This is a genomic window from Nocardia glycosmidis (assembly GCF_052545115.1).
This window is the reverse complement of record NZ_JBQWRH010000008.1, coordinates 207239-225518: the sequence shown is the minus strand read 5'-3', so window position 1 is coordinate 225518 and position 18280 is coordinate 207239. Positions and strand designations below refer to the sequence as shown.

Annotated in this window: 16 protein-coding genes; 6 read left to right on the top strand and 10 right to left on the bottom strand. The window is 66.6% G+C overall.

Annotation, left to right across the window (positions count from 1 at the left end; genetic code table 11):
- Positions 1 to 133: 133 nt before the first annotated feature.
- The 4 genes from ACT86A_RS13075 to ACT86A_RS13060 all read left to right on the top strand — a co-directional run bounded on the left by ACT86A_RS13075 (position 134) and on the right by ACT86A_RS13060 (position 8654).
- Complete coding sequence (locus ACT86A_RS13075) at positions 134 to 622, top strand: chorismate mutase family protein (RefSeq protein ID WP_445092347.1); 489 nt, start codon at positions 134 to 136, stop codon at positions 620 to 622.
- Between the two features lie 667 nt (positions 623 to 1289).
- Positions 1290 to 5942, top strand: coding sequence for a glutamate synthase large subunit (gene gltB / locus ACT86A_RS13070; RefSeq protein ID WP_445092346.1), 4653 nt, complete (start codon positions 1290 to 1292; stop codon positions 5940 to 5942).
- A complete protein-coding gene (locus ACT86A_RS13065; protein WP_445092345.1) occupies positions 5935 to 7404 on the top strand; it encodes a glutamate synthase subunit beta in 1470 nt (489 codons plus the stop codon). Before gltB ends, ACT86A_RS13065 begins: the two co-directional genes overlap by 8 nt.
- A 350-nt stretch (positions 7405 to 7754) precedes the next feature.
- Positions 7755 to 8654, top strand: coding sequence for a cutinase family protein (locus ACT86A_RS13060; protein ID WP_445092344.1), 900 nt, complete (start codon positions 7755 to 7757; stop codon positions 8652 to 8654).
- A 73-nt stretch (positions 8655 to 8727) separates the two neighbouring features.
- Here the strand turns inward: ACT86A_RS13060 and ACT86A_RS13055 are convergent, their stop codons facing one another.
- On the bottom strand, positions 8728 to 9039 hold the full coding sequence (locus ACT86A_RS13055; protein WP_445092343.1) for a hypothetical protein: 312 nt from the start codon (positions 9037 to 9039) through the stop codon (positions 8728 to 8730).
- Between the two features lie 113 nt (positions 9040 to 9152).
- The gene (locus tag ACT86A_RS13050) at positions 9153 to 9770 is read right to left on the bottom strand and encodes a histidine phosphatase family protein (protein WP_445092342.1); all 618 of its coding nucleotides are present in this window, start codon (positions 9768 to 9770) and stop codon (positions 9153 to 9155) included.
- An 86-nt stretch (positions 9771 to 9856) separates the two neighbouring features.
- Between ACT86A_RS13050 and ACT86A_RS13045 the strand changes: the two genes are divergently transcribed.
- Positions 9857 to 10435, top strand: a complete 579-nt coding sequence (locus ACT86A_RS13045; RefSeq protein ID WP_445092341.1) for a Uma2 family endonuclease — start codon at positions 9857 to 9859, stop codon at positions 10433 to 10435.
- Positions 10436 to 10540: 105 nt separating this feature from the next.
- Here ACT86A_RS13045 and ACT86A_RS13040 read toward each other — a convergent pair whose 3' ends face one another.
- On the bottom strand, positions 10541 to 10756 hold the full coding sequence (locus tag ACT86A_RS13040; protein WP_445092340.1) for a hypothetical protein: 216 nt from the start codon (positions 10754 to 10756) through the stop codon (positions 10541 to 10543).
- Between the two features lie 97 nt (positions 10757 to 10853).
- Complete coding sequence (gene lysX / locus ACT86A_RS13035; RefSeq protein WP_445092339.1) at positions 10854 to 14177, bottom strand: bifunctional lysylphosphatidylglycerol synthetase/lysine--tRNA ligase LysX; 3324 nt, start codon at positions 14175 to 14177, stop codon at positions 10854 to 10856.
- A gap of 226 nt (positions 14178 to 14403) precedes the next feature.
- Here lysX and ACT86A_RS13030 point away from each other — a divergent pair, with 226 nt between their 5' ends.
- Positions 14404 to 14622 carry an RNA-binding S4 domain-containing protein gene (locus ACT86A_RS13030; protein ID WP_445092338.1) on the top strand — a complete coding sequence of 73 codons (219 nt, stop codon included), beginning with the start codon at positions 14404 to 14406 and terminating at the stop codon, positions 14620 to 14622.
- 47 nt (positions 14623 to 14669) lie between these two features.
- On the opposite strand, the gene rraA is transcribed toward ACT86A_RS13030, so the two are convergent.
- From rraA to ACT86A_RS13000, 6 genes are all read right to left on the bottom strand, one after another.
- Positions 14670 to 15146, bottom strand: a complete 477-nt coding sequence (rraA, locus tag ACT86A_RS13025) for a ribonuclease E activity regulator RraA (RefSeq protein ID WP_445092337.1) — start codon at positions 15144 to 15146, stop codon at positions 14670 to 14672.
- Between the two features lie 73 nt (positions 15147 to 15219).
- Positions 15220 to 15585 (bottom strand): DUF5313 family protein, encoded by a 366-nt coding sequence (locus tag ACT86A_RS13020; RefSeq protein ID WP_445092336.1) that lies wholly within the window; start codon positions 15583 to 15585, stop codon positions 15220 to 15222.
- A 38-nt stretch (positions 15586 to 15623) separates the two neighbouring features.
- Positions 15624 to 16001, bottom strand: a complete 378-nt coding sequence (locus tag ACT86A_RS13015; RefSeq protein ID WP_445092335.1) for a DUF5313 family protein — start codon at positions 15999 to 16001, stop codon at positions 15624 to 15626.
- A 142-nt stretch (positions 16002 to 16143) separates the two neighbouring features.
- Positions 16144 to 17076: a CopD family protein gene (locus ACT86A_RS13010; protein WP_445092334.1), complete on the bottom strand. Its 933-nt coding sequence runs from the start codon at positions 17074 to 17076 to the stop codon at positions 16144 to 16146.
- Positions 17073 to 17612 (bottom strand): copper resistance CopC family protein, encoded by a 540-nt coding sequence (locus tag ACT86A_RS13005; RefSeq protein ID WP_445092333.1) that lies wholly within the window; start codon positions 17610 to 17612, stop codon positions 17073 to 17075. Before ACT86A_RS13005 ends, ACT86A_RS13010 begins: the two co-directional genes overlap by 4 nt.
- Positions 17609 to 18265, bottom strand: coding sequence for a YcnI family copper-binding membrane protein (locus ACT86A_RS13000; protein ID WP_445092332.1), 657 nt, complete (start codon positions 18263 to 18265; stop codon positions 17609 to 17611). Before ACT86A_RS13000 ends, ACT86A_RS13005 begins: the two co-directional genes overlap by 4 nt.
- Positions 18266 to 18280 lie beyond the last annotated feature (15 nt).

The window sequence follows — 18280 nt, the reverse complement described above, 5'->3', positions numbered from 1 at the left end:
GAAACTGTCACGGATTCGTTGTGACAGCGTGACAGGCCTCTTGTCCGCGCGGCGGGCAGAGTCGCTCGGATGTGTCCAGGGTCACAAATCGTCGAGCGGGGACCCCGCCGACGCGGTGGCTGCGGCGACGTGGGTGACGGCCGGCGAGCGCGGCGTCGCGGCCATCCATGATCCCGTGCGAGAGGCCGAGATATCCGACGTGATGGCCCGGCTCGGCGATGGCCTTGACCTGCCGGAGAACGGAGTACGGCAGTTGTTCTTCGGCCGGATCGAGGCGAACAAGGCGGTGCAGCGCGGTCTGCTGCTGCAGTGGCGCTTCGACCCCGCCGCCGCACCGACCAGCCTGGCCGGCCTCTGGTCCGTGCGCCCGGTCATCGACCAGGTCAACCTCGACATCCTTGATCAGCTCGGACCAGCTCGCCGCCCGCCGAGCCGTACCGCCCGCACCGGACTGCGCGGAAAGGTTGGCGCGCAGCGTCTTCGGCGTGTTCGGTACCGGCTGTATCGACGCCTTGTGTCAGGCCGCGCCGGTACGCGCCGCGGTCGTGCTCTGCCCGGTTCGGGCGCTGGCTCCGCCTTCGCTGGGAAAATGTGTCCAACGCCACATCTGCTTATTTGCTGAAGGTGTGCTGAATCCCACAGTGTGCAAAAGAGTCCGGACGGTCGGATCGCATTCATGGCTTGTCACGCTGATGTCGGAAATGTCTCAGGGGTCGAGGTCGCCGAGTTAGCCGCTCTCCCTTGGTTTGTCCGGCCCTGGGGCGGGGAAACCTTTCTCGACGCAGGTGAGGGCGGTTTCATGGGTTACATCGAGGTTTCGGGCCGGTGGTGCGCGCCGGTTTTTCCACCTGGCATCCGAGTGTCACGGGATCGCTTGCACCGTACTTGCTGCTTTACACTGGACGACGCGCACACGTGGAGGACCGCATGAAGAAGCCCAGCTAAACCAGGTTGTTAGCACAACCTAAGTTGGTTGGGCCCTGGACCTGACTTATCGTTTGCTCTTACGCCGGACACAGCATGTTCGGCGATCGCCCCCGCTCGGGCAGCCCCAGCCTGGTGCTCAGCGTAGCGGGCGCGAACCCGCTCGGAGGTAAGGATCGTGTTAGGGATCCGTTACCGAAGGGCACCCACTACGTCACAGAAGCGGGTGGAACAACTGCAGACCTGACTGCACGCCGAAGACCATCAGCGCGGCTGGCTTCGGAACGTACGGGCGCAGTCTTGTACGGAGGCGTTCGACGAAAGGCCGTTTTTCTTCGAAGGCCGACTTTCTTGAAGGCAGAGGCATGACGCAACTTCCTGGCCACAGGTCACCTGGACCCATCGGTCTCTACGACCCGGCGCACGAACACGACGCCTGTGGCGTCGCGTTCGTGGTCGACATGCACGGCCGCCGCAGCCGCGACATCGTCGACAAGGCTATTACGGCGCTGTTGAACCTGGAGCATCGTGGTGCCGCCGGCGCCGAGCCCAACAGTGGTGACGGCGCGGGCATCCTGATCCAGGTGCCGGACCGATTCTTCCGCGCCATCGTGGACTTCGAGTTGCCGCCGGAGGGCTCCTACGCCACCGGTGTCGCCTTCTTGCCGCAGGCCCGCCGCGAAGCCGCGCGCGCCGCCTACGGCGTGGAGAAGATCGTCAAGGAAGAGGGCCTCGAGGTCCTGGGGTGGCGTGAGGTGCCGATCGACGAGTCCTCGCTCGGCGCCCTGGCGCGGGACGCCATGCCGACCTTCCGGCAGATCTTCGTCGCCTCGCCGAAGAACGCTTCCGACCCGCTGTCCGGGCTGGATCTGGAACGTCGCGCCTACGTGGTGCGCAAGCGGGTCGAGCACGAACTCGGGTCGGCCGGCGCCGGCGAGGGCGCGGTCGGCCGGGAGTCGGTCTACTTCCCGAGCTTGTCCGGGCAGACCTTCGTCTACAAGGGCATGTTCACCACGCCGCAGCTGCGCGCGTTCTACCTCGACCTGCAGGACTCCCGGGTGGAGAGCGCGCTGGGCATCGTGCACTCCCGCTTCTCCACCAACACCTTCCCGTCCTGGCCGCTGGCCCACCCGTTCCGCCGGATCGCGCACAACGGTGAGATCAACACCGTCACCGGCAACGAGAACTGGATGCGCGCCCGGGAGGCATTGCTACGCAGCGACGTCTTCGGCACCGACTCCGCGGGCAAGAACCGGCTGGAGAAGATCTTCCCCGTCTGTACCCCGGGGGCGAGCGATACGGCCCGCTTCGACGAGGTGCTGGAACTGCTGCACCTCGGCGGCCGCAGCTTGCCCCACGCCGTGCTGATGATGATTCCCGAGGCATGGGAACGCAACGAGAACATGGACCCGCGGCAGCGGGCCTTCTACGAGTACCACTCGATGCTGATGGAGCCGTGGGACGGCCCCGCATCGGTCTGCTTCACCGACGGCACCGTCGTCGGCGCCGTGCTGGACCGCAACGGCCTGCGACCCAGCCGCATCTGGGTCACCGACGACGGCCTGGTCGTGATGGCCTCCGAGGTCGGCGTGCTCGATATCGACCCGTCCAAGGTGGTCAAGAAGGCGCGCCTGCAGCCCGGGCGCATGTTCCTGGTCGACACCGCCCAGGGCCGCATCGTCGGCGACGAGGAGGTCAAGTCTCAGCTCGCCGCCGCGCATCCGTACCAGGAGTGGCTGGACGCGGGCGTGAGCCGCCTGGCCGACCTGCCCGACCGCCCACACGTGCACATGTCGCATGACCGCGTGCTGATCCGCCAGCAGATCTTCGGATACACCACCGAGGAGCTCAACCTGCTGATCTCGCCGATGGCCAAGACCGGCGGAGAAGCGCTCGGCTCGATGGGCACCGACACCCCGATCGCGGTGTTGTCCGCTCGCTCGCGGCTGCTGTTCGACTACTTCTCGCAGCTGTTCGCGCAGGTCACCAACCCGCCGCTGGATGCGATCCGGGAAGAGGTCGTGACCAGCCTCAAGCGCAACATCGGCCCGGAGGCCGACCTGCTGCACCCAGGGGCGGGGTCGTGCCACATGATCGCGCTCGACCAGCCGATCCTGGACAACGACGAACTGGCCAAGCTCGTGCACATCAACGACGACGGCTCGCACCCCGAGTTGCGTTCGGTGGTCGTGCGCGCTCTCTACCCGGTGAAAAAGGGCGGCAAGGGCCTGCGCAAGGCGCTCGAGGCGATCAACACACAGGTGTCGGCCGCCATCGACGGCGGAGCGCGGATCATCGTGCTGTCCGATCGCGAGTCGAACGAGAAGCTGGCGCCGATCCCGTCGCTGCTGCTGACCTCCTCCGTGCATCACCACCTGGTGCGCGAGCGCACCCGCACCATGGTCGGCCTGGTCGTGGAGGCCGGTGACGCCCGCGAGGTGCACCACATGGCCACTCTGGTCGGCTTCGGCGCCGCCGCGATCAACCCGTACATGGCCTTCGAGACCATCGAGGACATGCTCGAGCGCGGTGCGCTGGAGCTGCCGGGCAGCACCGGCGACCTGGCCGCCGACTACCGCAAGGCGGTCGCGAACTACAACAAGGCGGCGGGCAAGGGTGTGCTGAAGGTGATGTCCAAGATGGGCATCTCCACCCTGGCCTCCTATACCGGTGCGCAGCTGTTCCAGGTGATCGGCCTGTCGCAGGAGCTGGTGGACGAGTACTTCACCGGTCTGCGCTCGCACCTGGACGGCATCGGCCTGGAGGACATCGCCGCCGAGGTCGCCTCGCGGCACGAGATCGCGTTCCTGGAGAACCGTAACGAGCGTGCGCACCGTGAGCTCGAGGTCGGCGGTGAATACCAGTGGCGGCGCGAGGGCGAGTACCACCTGTTCAACCCGGACACGGTGTTCAAGCTGCAGCACGCCACCCGCTCCGGTCAGTACTCGATCTTCAAGGAGTACACCAAGCTGGTCGACGACCAGTCCGAGCGGCTCGCGTCGCTGCGCGGGCTGTTCAAGTTCAAGGGCGACGTTCGCAACCCGATTCCGATCGACGAGGTGGAACCCGCCGCCGAGATCGTGAAGCGGTTCTCCACCGGTGCGATGAGCTACGGCTCCATCTCGGCGGAGGCACACGAGACCCTGGCGATCGCCATGAACCGGCTCGGCGGACGGTCGAACTCGGGTGAGGGTGGTGAATCGCCGTCGCGTTTCGAGCCGGAGGAGAACGGCGACTGGCGGCGCAGCGCGATCAAGCAGGTGGCCTCCGGCCGCTTCGGCGTGACCGCGCACTACCTGACCAACTGCACCGACATCCAGATCAAGATGGCGCAGGGTGCGAAGCCCGGTGAGGGCGGCCAGCTCCCGGCGCACAAGGTGTACCCGTGGGTCGCCGAGGTACGGCACTCGACGCCGGGCGTCGGCCTGATCTCGCCGCCGCCGCACCACGACATCTACTCGATCGAGGACCTGGCGCAGCTGATCCACGACCTGAAGAACGCGAATCCACAGGCGCGGATCCACGTGAAGCTGGTCGCCGAGCCGGGCGTCGGCACCGTCGCCGCGGGCGTCTCCAAGGCGCACGCGGATGTCGTGCTGATCTCCGGTCACGACGGCGGCACCGGCGCCTCGCCGCTGACCTCGCTCAAGCACGCGGGTGGCCCCTGGGAACTCGGCCTGGCCGAGACCCAGCAGACCCTGCTGCTCAACGGGCTGCGCGACCGGATCGTGGTGCAGGTCGACGGTCAGATGAAGACCGGCCGCGACGTGATGATCGCCGCACTGCTCGGCGCCGAGGAGTTCGGTTTCGCCACCGCGCCCCTGGTGGTCTCCGGCTGCATCATGATGCGCGTGTGCCACCTGGACACCTGCCCCGTCGGCGTCGCGACGCAGAACCCGGTTTTGCGCGAGCGCTTCACCGGCAAGCCGGAATTCGTCGAGAACTTCTTCCTGTTCATCGCCGAAGAGGTCAGGGAGTTGCTGGCGCAGCTGGGCTTCCGGACGCTGGACGAGGCCATCGGACGGGTCGATCTGCTCGACACCTCGCGGGCCAAGCAGCATTGGAAGGCCGGGAAGCTGGACTTGTCGCCGATCCTGGACGACGTCGAGACGGCGTTCATGTACCAGGACCGTCGCTGCACCAAGACGCAGGACCACGGCCTGGACAAGGCGCTGGACCAGCAGCTGATCGTGCAGAGCCGGGACGCGCTGGAGCGCGGCCAGGCGGTGAAGTTCGAAACCAAGATCACGAACGTGAACCGGACCGTCGGCACCATGCTCGGCCACGAGGTGACCAAGCTCTATGGTGGCGCCGGCTTGCCCGACGACACCATCGACATCACCTTCACCGGGTCGGCGGGCAACAGCTTCGGCGCCTTCGTGCCCGCCGGTATCACGCTGCGCGTGCAGGGCGATGCGAACGACTACGTCGGCAAGGGCCTTTCCGGCGGTCGCCTCGTCGTGCGTCCGTCGCTGAACGCGCCCGCCGAGTTCCGCGCCGAGCAGAACATCATCGCGGGCAACGTGATCCTGTTCGGCGCGACCAGCGGGCAGGTGTTCCTCAGCGGTGTGGTCGGCGAGCGGTTCGCTGTACGTAATTCCGGCGCCACCGCGGTGGTCGAGGGCGTCGGCGATCACGGCTGTGAGTACATGACCGGTGGCCGGGTGGTCATCCTCGGCGAGACCGGCCGTAACTTCGGCGCCGGTATGTCCGGCGGCGTGGCGGTGGTCTTCGACCCGAACGGCACCTTCGCGTCCAAGCTCAACCCTGAGCAGGCCGACGCCGTCGAGCAGTTGGCCGGTGACGACTTCACCTGGCTGCACGACATCATCACCCAGCATCGTGACCAGACGGGTTCCCCGGTCGCCGATCGCATTCTGAGCGATTGGTCGCAGCAGGTGAACCACTTCGTCAAGGTCATGCCGCGGGAGTACAAGAAAGTTTTGCTCGCCATCTCCGAAGCTGAGAAGAGCGGCAAGGACGTGGACGAAGCGATCATGGAGGCGGCACGTGGCTGACCCGCAGGGATTTCTGAAGCACACCGCCAGGGAACTGCCGACGCGGCGGCCGGTGCCGCTGCGCCTGATGGACTGGAAAGAGGTCTACGAGGAGAACTTCTCGCACCAGACCTTGCGGACCCAGGCCAGCCGGTGCATGGATTGCGGTATCCCGTTCTGCCACAACGGCTGTCCGCTGGGGAACCTGATTCCCGAGTGGAACGACCTGGTCTACAAGGACCGCTGGCGCGAAGGTATCGACCGGCTGCACGCGACCAACAACTTCCCGGAGTTCACCGGGCGGTTGTGCCCCGCGCCGTGCGAGGCGTCCTGCGTTCTCGGCATCAATCAGGATCCGGTCACGATCAAGCAGGTCGAGGTCGAGATCATCGAGAACGCCTTCAACGAGGGTTGGGTGACCCCGGTCTACCCGACCCGCCTCACCGGCAAGAAGATCGCCGTCGTCGGTTCCGGTCCGGCCGGCCTGGCCGCGGCGCAGCAGTTGACCCGGGCCGGGCACACCGTGACCGTGTTCGAGCGGGCCGACCGCATCGGTGGTCTGCTGCGCTACGGCATCCCGGAATTCAAGATGGAGAAGCGCTTCATCGATCGGCGTGTCGCGCAGATGGAGGCCGAGGGCACCATCTTCAAGGCCGGCGTGAACGTGGGCGTCGACATCACCGCCGAGCAACTGCGCGAGCAGTTCGACGCGATCGTGCTCGCCGGTGGCGCCACCCTCGCTCGTGACCTGCCGATCCCCGGTCGCGATCTGGACGGCATCCACCAGGCGATGGAGTTCTTGCCGTGGGCCAACCGGGTTCAGCTCGGCGACGACGTCACCGACGCCGACGGCCTGCCGCCGATCCACGCGAAGGGCAAGCAGGTCGTCATCATCGGCGGTGGTGACACCGGCGCCGACTGCCTCGGCACCTCACACCGGCAGGGTGCGGCCAGCGTGCATCAGTTCGAGATCATGCCGCGTCCGCCGCAGGAGCGGGCCACCTCGACCCCGTGGCCGACCTACCCGTTGATGTACCGGGTTTCCTCGGCCCATGAAGAGGGCGGCGAGCGGGTGTTCTCGGTGAACACCGAGCGCTTCGTGGGCGCGGACGGCAAGGTGACCGGCCTGGAGGCGCATGAGGTCACGATGGTCAACGGGCGCTTCGAGAAGGTCGAAGGCACCGACTTCACGCTCGAGGCCGATCTGGTACTGCTGGCCATGGGCTTTGTCGGTCCCGAGAAGCCGGGCCTGCTCGCGGATCTCGGCGTCGGCTACGACCATCGCGGCAACGTTCAACGGGACAAGAACTGGGCGACCAACGTTCCCGGCGTCTTCGTCGCTGGTGACATGGGTCGTGGTCAGTCGCTCATCGTCTGGGCCATCGCCGAAGGCCGTGCCGCGGCCGCCGGTGTCGACCGGTATCTGGAAGGCGAGACCGCGCTTCCGGCGCCGATCACCCCCACCATGGTGGCCCAGCGCTAGACCCTCTCTTACCGGAGCGGAAACCAAGGCGCCTGTGGACAACTCGTCCACAGGCGCCTTTCGCGATTGGTAGACCTCGGCCCGCGCACCTTTCGCGCATCGAGCTCGGCGGCCGCGTCGGTAATTCGACACACTGCGGGTTTCGACACACTGCGGGTTTCGAATGGCATCGCGGCGGTTGTGCCCTTATCGTGATCTGCGCGGACATTGATCTTGGATGTGGTCGGTGTGCACGTCGGACGGTCGGTGGTGTGTATTTACCTGGCGTGCACGGAAACGACATCCGGTGAGTTCAGCATTGACGCGGCAACTCGGCGGGAAGTTCGACGAGGGCAAGGGTTTGGAGCGGTATGCAGTGGAAGAAGGTCGTCGCGGCTCTTGGCGCATCCGCGACGGTGATGTCCGGCTTGGTTTTCGGCAGTGGGTCGGCGAGCGCAGATCCCGGCTGCCCCAGCCTGTACGTGGTGGCTGTCCCGGGTACCTGGGAGACCGGACATGATAAAGCGCCGCAGCCCGGCATGTTGTCCGGTGTCACCCGAGGTCTTCCGTCCTCCGCGGAGGTCGACTACGTGACGTATGCCGCGACCGCCTTCCCTTGGGAGGGTGAGATTTACGGCAACTCGAAGAAAGAGGCGGTCGACAACGCCCGCGGTCTGATCGCGAGCATGGCACAGCGATGCGGCGCGACCAGGATCGCGCTCATCGGTTACAGCCAGGGCGCGGACGCAGCCGGTGACCTCGCCGCCGAGATCGGCACCGGTCTCAGTGTGGTGTCACCTGATCGCATCGCCGGTGTCGGGTTGATCTCCGATCCGCGACGTTCGCCCACCGACATCCAGGTCGGCCCGATCGCCCCCGGTGCGGGCGCGGGTGGAGCTCGAGTCGGCGGCTTCGGCTGGGTCAGCGACCGCACGCGCACCATCTGCGCGGTCGACGACCTCTACTGCGCTACCGCGACCGACGATTTCGTCACGCGGTTCGCCGGATTCCTCGCCCAGGCGTCGGACGCCAACCCCGCCAACCTGTGGCGCTACCAGATCGAGGCGGGCAACATCCTCGGCGATCTGATGGCCTTCGGCGGTGTCCCGGCGCTACAGGCGCAGCTCACCGACTCGGCCAACCAGCAGCGGGTCAAGGACCTCGAGCGCTTCTACAAGTCGCAGGCGCACACGGTCTACGGCGACTATTCCGTGGGTGGCGGCCAGACCGCCATCTCCTGGATGCGCAACTGGCTCGCGGGCATGGCCTGAGCTGGCACCGAAACCGTAAGGCCCACAGCCGGACAGACTCGGCGGTGGGCCTTCGGTTTTCCGGGGAGGCCGGCTAGCTCGACCCGGTCGGCGGCAAGAACTGCTGGAATTGCTGCAGCGGCGGGGCATCGCGCCATGGTTGATCATCCGGCCCACGGCGCGGACCGTCGTGCCCTTCATGCCTATGGAAGTGACGGTGCCAATTGATATCGGTACCCTGCGCCGGTGCGTCCACTGCCTGGACTTGGATCCCCTCGGTCGGTTCGGCCGGAGTTTCGGCGGACGCGGTCGCGGCGAGACCGGCGAGCGGCACGGCGATCAGCGCGCCGGCTACGGCCACCCGGGTGAGACGCCGCAGCGGCGTAGCGATTTTGAAGAGCGACACGGAATTCCTTTCTCTCGAACCGTAAGCCACTATGCGAGTGGCTCACCGCTTCCATAGAAGTTTCCGTCGCTGGGACGCCGGTTCGATCGCCCTGGCAATCGGCTGGGAACGGCTCAGGTTCGGGTCGCGATATTGCGCGGCAAGAGATCCCACACGTGCCCGTTCTCGTTGACTGTAGCGACTGTGCGACTTCCGTTGCGGGAAAACAAGATTCGGGTGATCGAGCAGTAATCGACGGGAAACGTCAGCGGACGCTCCAGTCCGAGAACCGCTTGCAGCAGCACGTTGATCACCCCGCCGTGTGCGAACACGATGACAGTGTCGGCGGGATCGGTAGTAGCGACAATGTCGGCGACCGCCGCACATACTCTGGCGGTGAAGGCATCCCCGTCGACCTCCACGGGGAAATACCCGGCCTTGATCCGATCGTAAGCGTCCCGGAATTCGACCTTGGCGTCCTCGATCGGGATGTAGGCGGGGAGATCGCGATCGTATTCGGCCAGGTCGTCGACGATCTCTACGTCGAGACCGAGTTTCGAGGCGGTCCGCGCCGCAGTCTCCCGCGCTCTGCGCTGCGGACTGCACACCACGCGGGAGATTCGATGGTGCGCCACCGCTGCGGGCACCCGCTCGGCCTGCTCCAGCCCCACCGGCGCCAACTGCGGATCCGCGGGTCCAGTGGAGTTCACTATCCGGACCGGCTGAGCATGACGAACAAGGATCAACTGCACACGCCTACTCTGCCCCATCCCCGGACCGGCTCCATCCGGACCCGCGAACCCTGCGATGGGCGAGACGCGGGTGACATACTCGAAGCATGACCGTCGAGCCGTTTCCGCAGTGGCTGCGTCCGCCGCCGGGTGGGTTCGTCGCCGAGGACCTCGATCGCCTGCCCGACCTCCCCCCGCACACCGAGTTGATCGACGGGAGCCTCGTCTTCGTGAGCCCGCAGGCCAAGTTTCACATGCTGGTCATCGATCTGCTCGGCTATACGCTTCGCCGGCTCGCTCCAGCACAGCTGCGGGTGCGGCGGGAAATGACTGTGACGCTCGGGCGGGACCAGCGTCCCGAGCCGGACCTCGTCGTGATCCACGCCGAACGGGACGGTGGCCCTGAGCTGACGACGTACCAGGCCGATGACGTTGTATTGGCGGTCGAGGTGGTCTCCGGCGAATCGCGTACGCGTGATCGGGAGCGTAAACCGCAGCTGTACGCCCGTGCGGGGATCGCCCACTTCTGGCGGGTTGAAAATGTAGACGGTCGCCCGGTGGTCTATGTCTACGAACTGGACCCTGCGACGAAGGTCTACGCGCTCACCGGAATTCACCACGATCGTCTTCGGCTGACCGTGCCGTTCGACATAGACCTCGATCTCACCGATATCGATCGACTCTGAGTCGGGCGCCGTCGTCTCGGCTGCCCAACCAGGCGCAGAGGCCGACTGGCGCGCGGCACGAAATGACGGCCCGGTTCGCCTCGGGCGAAGCCGGGCCGTCAGCCGTCAGGTGTTCTTCTTCCGCTTGGTCAACAGGTAGATGCCGACGATGATCAACGCCACGACCAACAGGCAGCAGATCGCGCCGACGATCAACCCGCCGCCTCTGCTGCTGCGCTTCTTTTTGGCCGCGAGCTCCGTCGCCGAACTCAGCCACACGTCCGGGCTCGCCCACACGGAGTGATCCAGCAGACTCGCATTGGCCAGCAGGTCGAAGTACATATCGAACCCCTCTAGGTATCGGCCTCCTCCCGGAGCCGAATATCCAAGCGTAGTCGTCCGATTCGCTCGAGGAGGTCCATTCGCCGCGCCGGCTCGGTCAGCGTGGTTTCACCAACGGGAACGGCAGCGTCTCGCGAATGCTGCGTCCGGTGATCAGCATGACGATCCGGTCCACACCCATCCCGAGCCCACCGGTCGGCGGCATCGCATGTTCGAGCGCCTGGAGGAAGTCTTCGTCCAGCTCCATCGCCTCCAGGTCGCCGCCTGCTGCCAGCAACGACTGCTCGGTGAGTCGGCGCCGCTGCTCCACCGGATCGGTGAGCTCGCTGTAAGCGGTGCCGAGCTCGACGCCCCACGCCACCAGGTCCCAGCGCTCGGTGACACCGGGAATGCTGCGATGCTGCCTGGTGAGCGGGGACACCGAGATCGGGAAGTCGATGTAGAACGTCGGTTCCTCGGTGCGCGACTCGACCAAGTGCTCATACATCTCCAGCACCACCTGGCCCGCGTCCCAACCATGCTGATATGGCACGTCGACCTTGTCGCAGAGCTCGCGGAGTTCCTCGACCTCGGTCTGCGGCGTGATCACAGCGCCGACCGCCTCGGACACCGCCGCGTGCACTGTGATCACCCGCCACTCGCCCGAGATGTCGACTTCCTCGAACGTGTCATTTCCGCTGGGCCGCAACGCCACCATCGCACCGTTGGCCGCGATCGCGGCGTTCTGGATCAGCCGACGGCACAGGTGCATCATGCGTTCGTAATCGCTGTGCGCCTCGTAAGCCTCGAGAATGGTGAACTCGGGGTTGTGGCTGTAGTCGACGCCCTCATTGCGGAAGGTTCGTCCGATCTCGAACACCTTCTCCATACCGCCGACGCATAAACGCTTCAGGTACAGCTCGGGCGCGATGCGCAGGTAGAGGTCGAGGTCGTAGGCGTTGATATGGGTGGCGAACGGCGTCGCGTTGGCACCGCCGTGCACGCGTTGCAGGATCGGTGTCTCCATCTCCAGGTAACCCCAGGAGTTCAACGAGTCCCGCAACGAGCGCACTACCGCGCTGCGCTTGGACAGCACCTCACGTACCTCGGTGTTGATCGCCATGTCGACATAGCGCTGCCGCACCTTCGCCTCCGGATCGGCGAGGCCTTTCCACTTGTCCGGCAACGGATGCAGGCACTTGCCCAGCATTCGCCAGTCCGCCGCGAGCAGTGAAAGCTCACCGCGCCTGCTGTACCCGATCTGGCCGCTCACCTCGATCAGGTCGCCGAGATCGAAGAACTCACCGAACTCGGCACTGCGTTCGCTGCCGACCCGGTCGCGGTCGATGACCAATTGGATGTCGTCGGTCCAGTCGCGGACCACGGCGAAGATCACGCCGCCGTAGTCGCGAATGCGCAGCAGTCTGCCGCAGACCCGGACCGTGGTACCGCGCGGGGAACGCCGCGCTTCGGCGACAGTGTGTGTGGGCGGGTAGGCGACCGGGTAGGGGTCGACACCGGAATCGGCGAGGCGCGCGAGTTTGTCCATCCGCACGCGAACCTGCTCGGGCCTGCGCGGAAGCTGCTCCTCGCCGTGCACCTCGGGCGTCTCCGGTGGGCTGCCGTCAGCGTTCAGGCCCGTCACCGTGGCAGGCACCGCGGTGTGCGCACCGGTGTGCGTCATCGCGTCGGTCTGCTTGCCGAGCCGTGGGACGAAACCCTCGGCCAGCCCGCTGGCCAGCGCGACGCGTGGTAGCTGCCTGCGCTCTTCGAACAGGAAGAAACGGGGAACCCAATGCGGCTGGTACTTGACGTTCGAGCGATACAGCGCTTCCAGCTGCCACCAGCGCGAGAAGAACAACAGCACGCCGCGCCACAAGCGCAGCACAGGGCCGGCGCCGATCCGGCCGCCTTCCTCGAACACCGAGCGAAACACCGCGAAGTTCAGCGACACCTTGGTGACGCCGTAGTGCTCGGATTGCAGCGCGAGCTGCGAGATCATCAGCTCCATCACGCCATTGGGGCCCTGCGGATCACGGCGCATCAACTCCAGGGAGGCACCGGTATGGCCCCACGGAACCAGCGAGAGCATCCCGAGCACCCGATCCTGCGGATTGATCGCCTCGACCAGCAGGCAATCGCCGTCCAGCGGATCGCCCAATCGGCCCAGGGCCATGGAGAACCCACGCTCGCTCTCGGTGTCGCGCCAACTATCCGCGCGGGCGATGATCCCGGGAAACTCCTCGGCCGGGATATCGCGGTGGCGGCGGATGCGCACCACGACGCCGTGCTTACGCAGCCGGTTCGCGGCTTGGCGCACCGGTTTCATCTCCGGACCGGCCAGCGAGAAGTTCCTGGTGTCGACAATGGCTTCGTCGCCGAGGCGCAGCACGGACAGGCCCGCGCGACGGTAGGCCGTCGCGCCGAGTTCGCTCGCGCCCATCACCGCGGGCGCCCACCCGAATCGGTCGGCCAGCCGCAGCCAGGCATCGATCGCTTGGGGCCAGGACTCCCGGATACCGATCGGGTCGCCGCTGGCCAGGCAGACGCCGAGCTCCACCCGGTAGGTCACCGCCGCCTTGCCGCTCGGTGCGAACACCACCGCCTTGTCCCGGCGGGTGGCGAAGTAACCGAGCGAGTCCTCCACGTCCGAGCGCTCCAGGAGCCCGCGGATCGCCGACTCGTCGGTCCCGGTCATCGCGTTGGCCGCGCGCTGCGAACGCAGCAGGATGATCACCGCGGCCAGGAGCGCGAGGGCGCCGAAGAGTCCGAGCAGGAAGTTAATGAACGGCCGCGGATGGCCATCGAAGTGCTCGTTGTCCGCCAGCACCGCCGCGGTAACCCGGTATACCGCCCAGGCGGGTCGCTGGATGCCGGGCGGCAGACTGCCGGGGAACAGCTCGACCAGGCCCCAGCCGAGCAGCGCACCCACGATCAAGCCGCCGACCAGCACGCCGAGCGCCTTCCAGCCCGCACCGCGGCGCACCTTGGTGTAGAACTCCGGCCACGCCGCGACGAGCATGCCGATCACCGCCAGGTGCACCACCATGGCCACCAAGGCGTTGATATCGCCCTGTTCGGTGAACAGGAGACTGTTGGCCAGTGCGTAGGTGGTGAGATACCCCACCAGCAACCACCAGGCGATTCGTTTACGGCTGGCGAGAGCGCCCGCCAGCAACCCGACGACCAATGCCCACATCAAGTTGGTGTCGGGGGCGTTGAAGTAATACTCGTCGACGTAGCGGCGCGGAAGCTGGGTCAAGAAGCGCAGTCCTGGCGAAAGGCTCCAAAGCAAGCACAGCGCCGCGAACACACCGAGCGCCAATCCCGCGATATGCGGCACTTCCGAGAGTCGGCCATGTCCACGGTGCGGAACCGGTGGAGTCGGTCTATCCGGAGGCGGGTTGGCAGCGATGTGTTGCTGGGCTTGCGTGGAGGTCACGTCAACCAGTGTGTACGCAGCTGTGTCAGATTTGCCACGCATGTGGGACGGCGTGTCAGTGCTCGATTTGCCGCGCTCGCCGCGCAAGGCCGAACCGGATACGGCGGGCAGCGAGGCAGACCGAAATTTCAGCAGGCCGGAGGACAGGTCGACGGAAGCCGCCGGGATCGCGGCGGGCGTAGGGCGGTGTTCGGTGAGTTCAGATGGGGGAGTAAGTATTTACCCCATGTCAGAACCAGTCGATGTGCCCATCGGTGACGACGTCATTCGGCTCGGTCAGTTTCTCAAGCTGGCCAACCTGATCGAGTCGGGTGCAGAGGCCAAGACTGTGATCGCCGCCGGATTGGTTCGGGTGAACGACGAGGTCGAATTGCGGCGCGGACGGCAGTTGCACGTCGGTGACGTGGTTGCCCTTGCCGGTCACCAGGCCAGAGTGTGCGGCTGATCACGGCCCGGGCAGCAGCAGTCTGCTTCGGACCGCGCGGGGCGGACTCAGTCCTCGGTGCGCACGACGATGCCGTCGTGGTCGCTGTAGAGCAGCTCGCCTGGGACGAAGGTGACCCCGCCGAATTCGACGGGCACGTCCCGGTCGCCGCTGCCGGTCTGCGTGCTCTTGCGCGGGTTGGTGCCCAGGGCCTTGATGCCGATGTCGAGGGTGCGCAGAATGGCGCTGTCGCGGACCGCGCCGTTGACGATGATGCCTGCCCACCCGTTATCGACGCCGCGCCCGGCGATAATGTCGCCCACCAGCGCGGCGTGCACGCTCGCGCCGCCATCGACCACCAGCACTCTGCCTTCGCCGGGTCCGCCGAGCGTCTGCTTCACCAGCAGATTGTCCTGGAAGCAGCGGATGGTGGTGATGCGTCCGGCGAACGCGGCGCGCCCGCCGAACTGAATGAACTGCGTGTCGCAGCTACGGATCTCCGAGCCGATCTCATCAGCCAAATCGGCGGTGGCGATTACGTTCACAGCGCCTATTCTGCAGCGTCTGCGCCGCCACGCGCCCCTTGGGCTCGAAAGCGGGGTGGGCGGATCTGCTGGGCTATCGGTGGCCGTAGCGCAGTTCGTACAGGTCTCGATCGTGTTCGGAGACCTTGCCGTGGTCGACCAATTCGGGATTCAAGCCGTGCTGGACCAGACGGAATCGGCGCCAGACGTAGCTGAGCGCGACCGTGAAGACCACCAGGGGAACGATCATCATCACGATCAAGCCGATCTTGAGGGGGAGCGGCCCCGGGAAAAGCAGTACCAGGGCGAAGAACGGGATGATCGGCCCGAGGAACCGGACGAGATATCGCTCCATGGCCCCGTGTCCGACGAGGTCGTGAATGACCCACTCGTGTAGCTCCTCGGGGAGCTCGCGGCCGAGATCGTAGGCGATCCGCTGCCCTATCGTGGGGGTTTTCATACTTCTAGGCTATGCCTGTGGTGTAAGTCACCGCTAGTTCAAGCGGGGCGTCCGTGCCTGCGCTCGTAGTCGAGGCGTTCGCGTTCGGTCCGGCTGCGGGAGTCGGCGTCGGCGAGGGCCGGGTCGAGACCGTGCTTGATCAGCCGGTGCCGCCGGTAGACGTACAGCAGCGCCACCGTGAAGTAGATCAGCGGCAGGTACAGCAGCGCCATCATCGCCAGGCCCATCCACAGGGGACCGGGCAGCAGCAAGAACAGCATGAGCACTGGTATCACCGGCACGAGGAACCGCAGCAGATAACGCCGCGTAGCACCGGGGCCGACGAGGTCCGCACGGACCCAGTCGGACATCGATTCGGGTAGCGTGCGGCCGCAGATATAGCCGATTCGCTGGGGGAAGGAGGGCGCTGCGTTCACGGGTTCAGCATCCTCCACCGCGTTATCGTCAGCGCAACCGGCTCGCCCCCGCAGTAGCTCCGAACACACACCACAGCGGCGCGAACACGCCACGAGCTGAACCACGGTCATGCGCAGACACCCACGGGCTGGGCATACCGGCTCAGGCAGTGACCGCCAGCGTTGCGGCGAGACCGAATGCCAATGCCATCAGGATGACCTCCACGATCGCCCGGCGCAGCGAAGCCTCCGCGCCCATCCGGTGGTCGGCCGCTCGCTGCACCCAGCTGCGTCGCCACCACCAGCCCAGCGTGAGCAGTCCGAGCAGCAGCACGGTCTTGGCGAGCAAGATCCTGCCGTAGCCGGTCGTGACGAACGGAACGATCCCGCCGACGCGGATCAGCCCGTTCAGCATTCCGCTCACCGCCAGTGTTGCCACCATCGGCGGCGCCGCCGCCGAATACCTGGGCAGCGCGACCGCCCATTCGCCGCGGGTCCGCACCACCAGTGCCAGCGCGATCAGCAACCCGAGCCAGGCCGCCGCCGCCAACGCGTGCACCGCGGCGAGCACCGACCCGAAAGCCTGCTGCGACATATGCCCGGTGATCGGGCGCAACGCCAACGTGACCGCCGCGAACACCAGCACCAAATCGCCCGAGGCGGACTCGGGCCGGCGGAAAGCCAGCGCGGAGCCGCCCGCTACCGCCACCACGCCGACCAGGATCGCGATCCCGATCTGTCCGCCGCTGACGTCGACGAGGTACGTGCCGAACTGCTCGGCGCCGAGGTCGGCAACCGGAACACCGATCACCTCGGCTGCCTCGAAGACCAGCACGGCGAACTCCGCGATCGCCCAAACGCCGGCGAGAACCGCCAGCATCCGCCACGGTGTCTGCAGCCGCGGCGCTAGGCGCGGCAGCGCGGCCAACCCGAGCGTAGTCGCCCCGACGCCGTCGGCCACCACCCGGACCACCGCCTCCGCGGGCAGCGGTCCGGGCAGGATCAGGGCCCAGGCGAGCGCTACGCCCAGCAGCCCGGACGGGACGCTGAGCAGTAACGCGGGCCGACGTGCCCCGTCGATCTTCGCCTTGCTCACTGTTTCGAGCCGCGGCTCCTGCCGCCGTACAACGCGAATGCGAGCCCGCCGCCGAAGAGCACGATCGCACCGCCGACGAACACCCACAGCGGGACTCCACCCGAGTCGTCGGTGCGCTCGCTCGCCTTCGCGTTCGGCTTGGGCCCCGGCGTGCCGTTGCCGGGCTTGCTGAGCGTGAAATGCCGTTTACCGCTGACCGGGTGGCCGTCGGCCGACGTCACTCGGTAGGCGATGGTGTACTCGCCGACCGGTCCCAGCTCACCGACAGCGACGCTGACCGTCTTGCCCTCGACCACAGGCTCGCCCTTGGACCAGAGGTTGCCATCCGGGCCGACGACGGTGAGCGCCGGAAAGCTGGGTTGCAGCTCTTCGTTGAACGTGACGCTGGCGCGGGCCGGTCCGGTGTCGACTGTCGCATTGTCCTCCGGAACGCTGCCGGTGGCGGCGGAATGCGCGGCGGCGACTCCCGCCGCGGCGACACCGAATCCGAGCAGGAACAGTCCCGTGACAACGGCGGTGAGCAGTCGGCGGGTCATGAGCGCCGCGCCCGGATCACATTGCCCAGGCCGAGCGCGACGGCGAGGACACCGAGCGCGAGGCCGATCCCGCCGAGCCAGCGGGCGGTGTCGTCGGTGTCGGCGGTATGGTCGGCGGCCCCGCTGTCGACCATGTGCCCGTCTGCCGCGTTCTTATGGCTCGCGGTCAGGGTCACCGACGGCGCTGGATGCTCGGGCTCGTCGCCGTCTTTGCCGACCGGTTGGTCCCAGCTGACCACCTTGCCGTCGGAGTAGGTCTGCTTTGCGGGGAAGCTGACCGAATCCTGCTTGGGCAGCGGGCCGACCGACACCGCGAAACGCTGGAATTGACCAGGCGCAATACCGGGTGCACCGGGGTCGGCGGTCCAGGTGATGGCGGTGATCTCGGACTTGTCGTTGCGTTCGACCCTGGCCGACCACCCCGGAATCGGTTCGGTTCGAGCGGATTTCAGAGTGGGCAGGGTGATGGTGAGCGCCGTAGTGCTCGCGGTATCCGACTCGGTGGGTACCCGGAAGGTGGCGACCGCGTATCCGCCTTGTGCCGCGCCGGGCGCGTCCACCGTGACATGTGCCGCGGCGGTACCACCGGCGAGCAGGACGAGTGCCGCCGCCGAGGCCGTCGTCGCGAGGGCGCGCGAAATCGAGCTGTGCATTGTGAAGTCTCCTGT

Excerpts from the sequence above, each read along its gene's own strand:
- gltB (WP_445092346.1), top strand. The coding sequence starts at position 1,290 with ATGACGCAACTTCCTGGCCACAGGTCACCTGGACCCATCGGTCTCTAC.
- ACT86A_RS13060 (WP_445092344.1), top strand. The coding sequence starts at position 7,755 with ATGCAGTGGAAGAAGGTCGTCGCGGCTCTTGGCGCATCCGCGACGGTG.
- ACT86A_RS13045 (WP_445092341.1), top strand. The coding sequence starts at position 9,857 with ATGACCGTCGAGCCGTTTCCGCAGTGGCTGCGTCCGCCGCCGGGTGGG.
- ACT86A_RS13040 (WP_445092340.1), bottom strand. The coding sequence starts at position 10,756 with ATGTACTTCGACCTGCTGGCCAATGCGAGTCTGCTGGATCACTCCGTG.
- ACT86A_RS13030 (WP_445092338.1), top strand. The coding sequence starts at position 14,404 with ATGTCAGAACCAGTCGATGTGCCCATCGGTGACGACGTCATTCGGCTC.
- ACT86A_RS13020 (WP_445092336.1), bottom strand. The coding sequence starts at position 15,585 with ATGAAAACCCCCACGATAGGGCAGCGGATCGCCTACGATCTCGGCCGC.
- ACT86A_RS13005 (WP_445092333.1), bottom strand. The coding sequence starts at position 17,612 with ATGACCCGCCGACTGCTCACCGCCGTTGTCACGGGACTGTTCCTGCTC.
- ACT86A_RS13000 (WP_445092332.1), bottom strand. The coding sequence starts at position 18,265 with ATGCACAGCTCGATTTCGCGCGCCCTCGCGACGACGGCCTCGGCGGCG.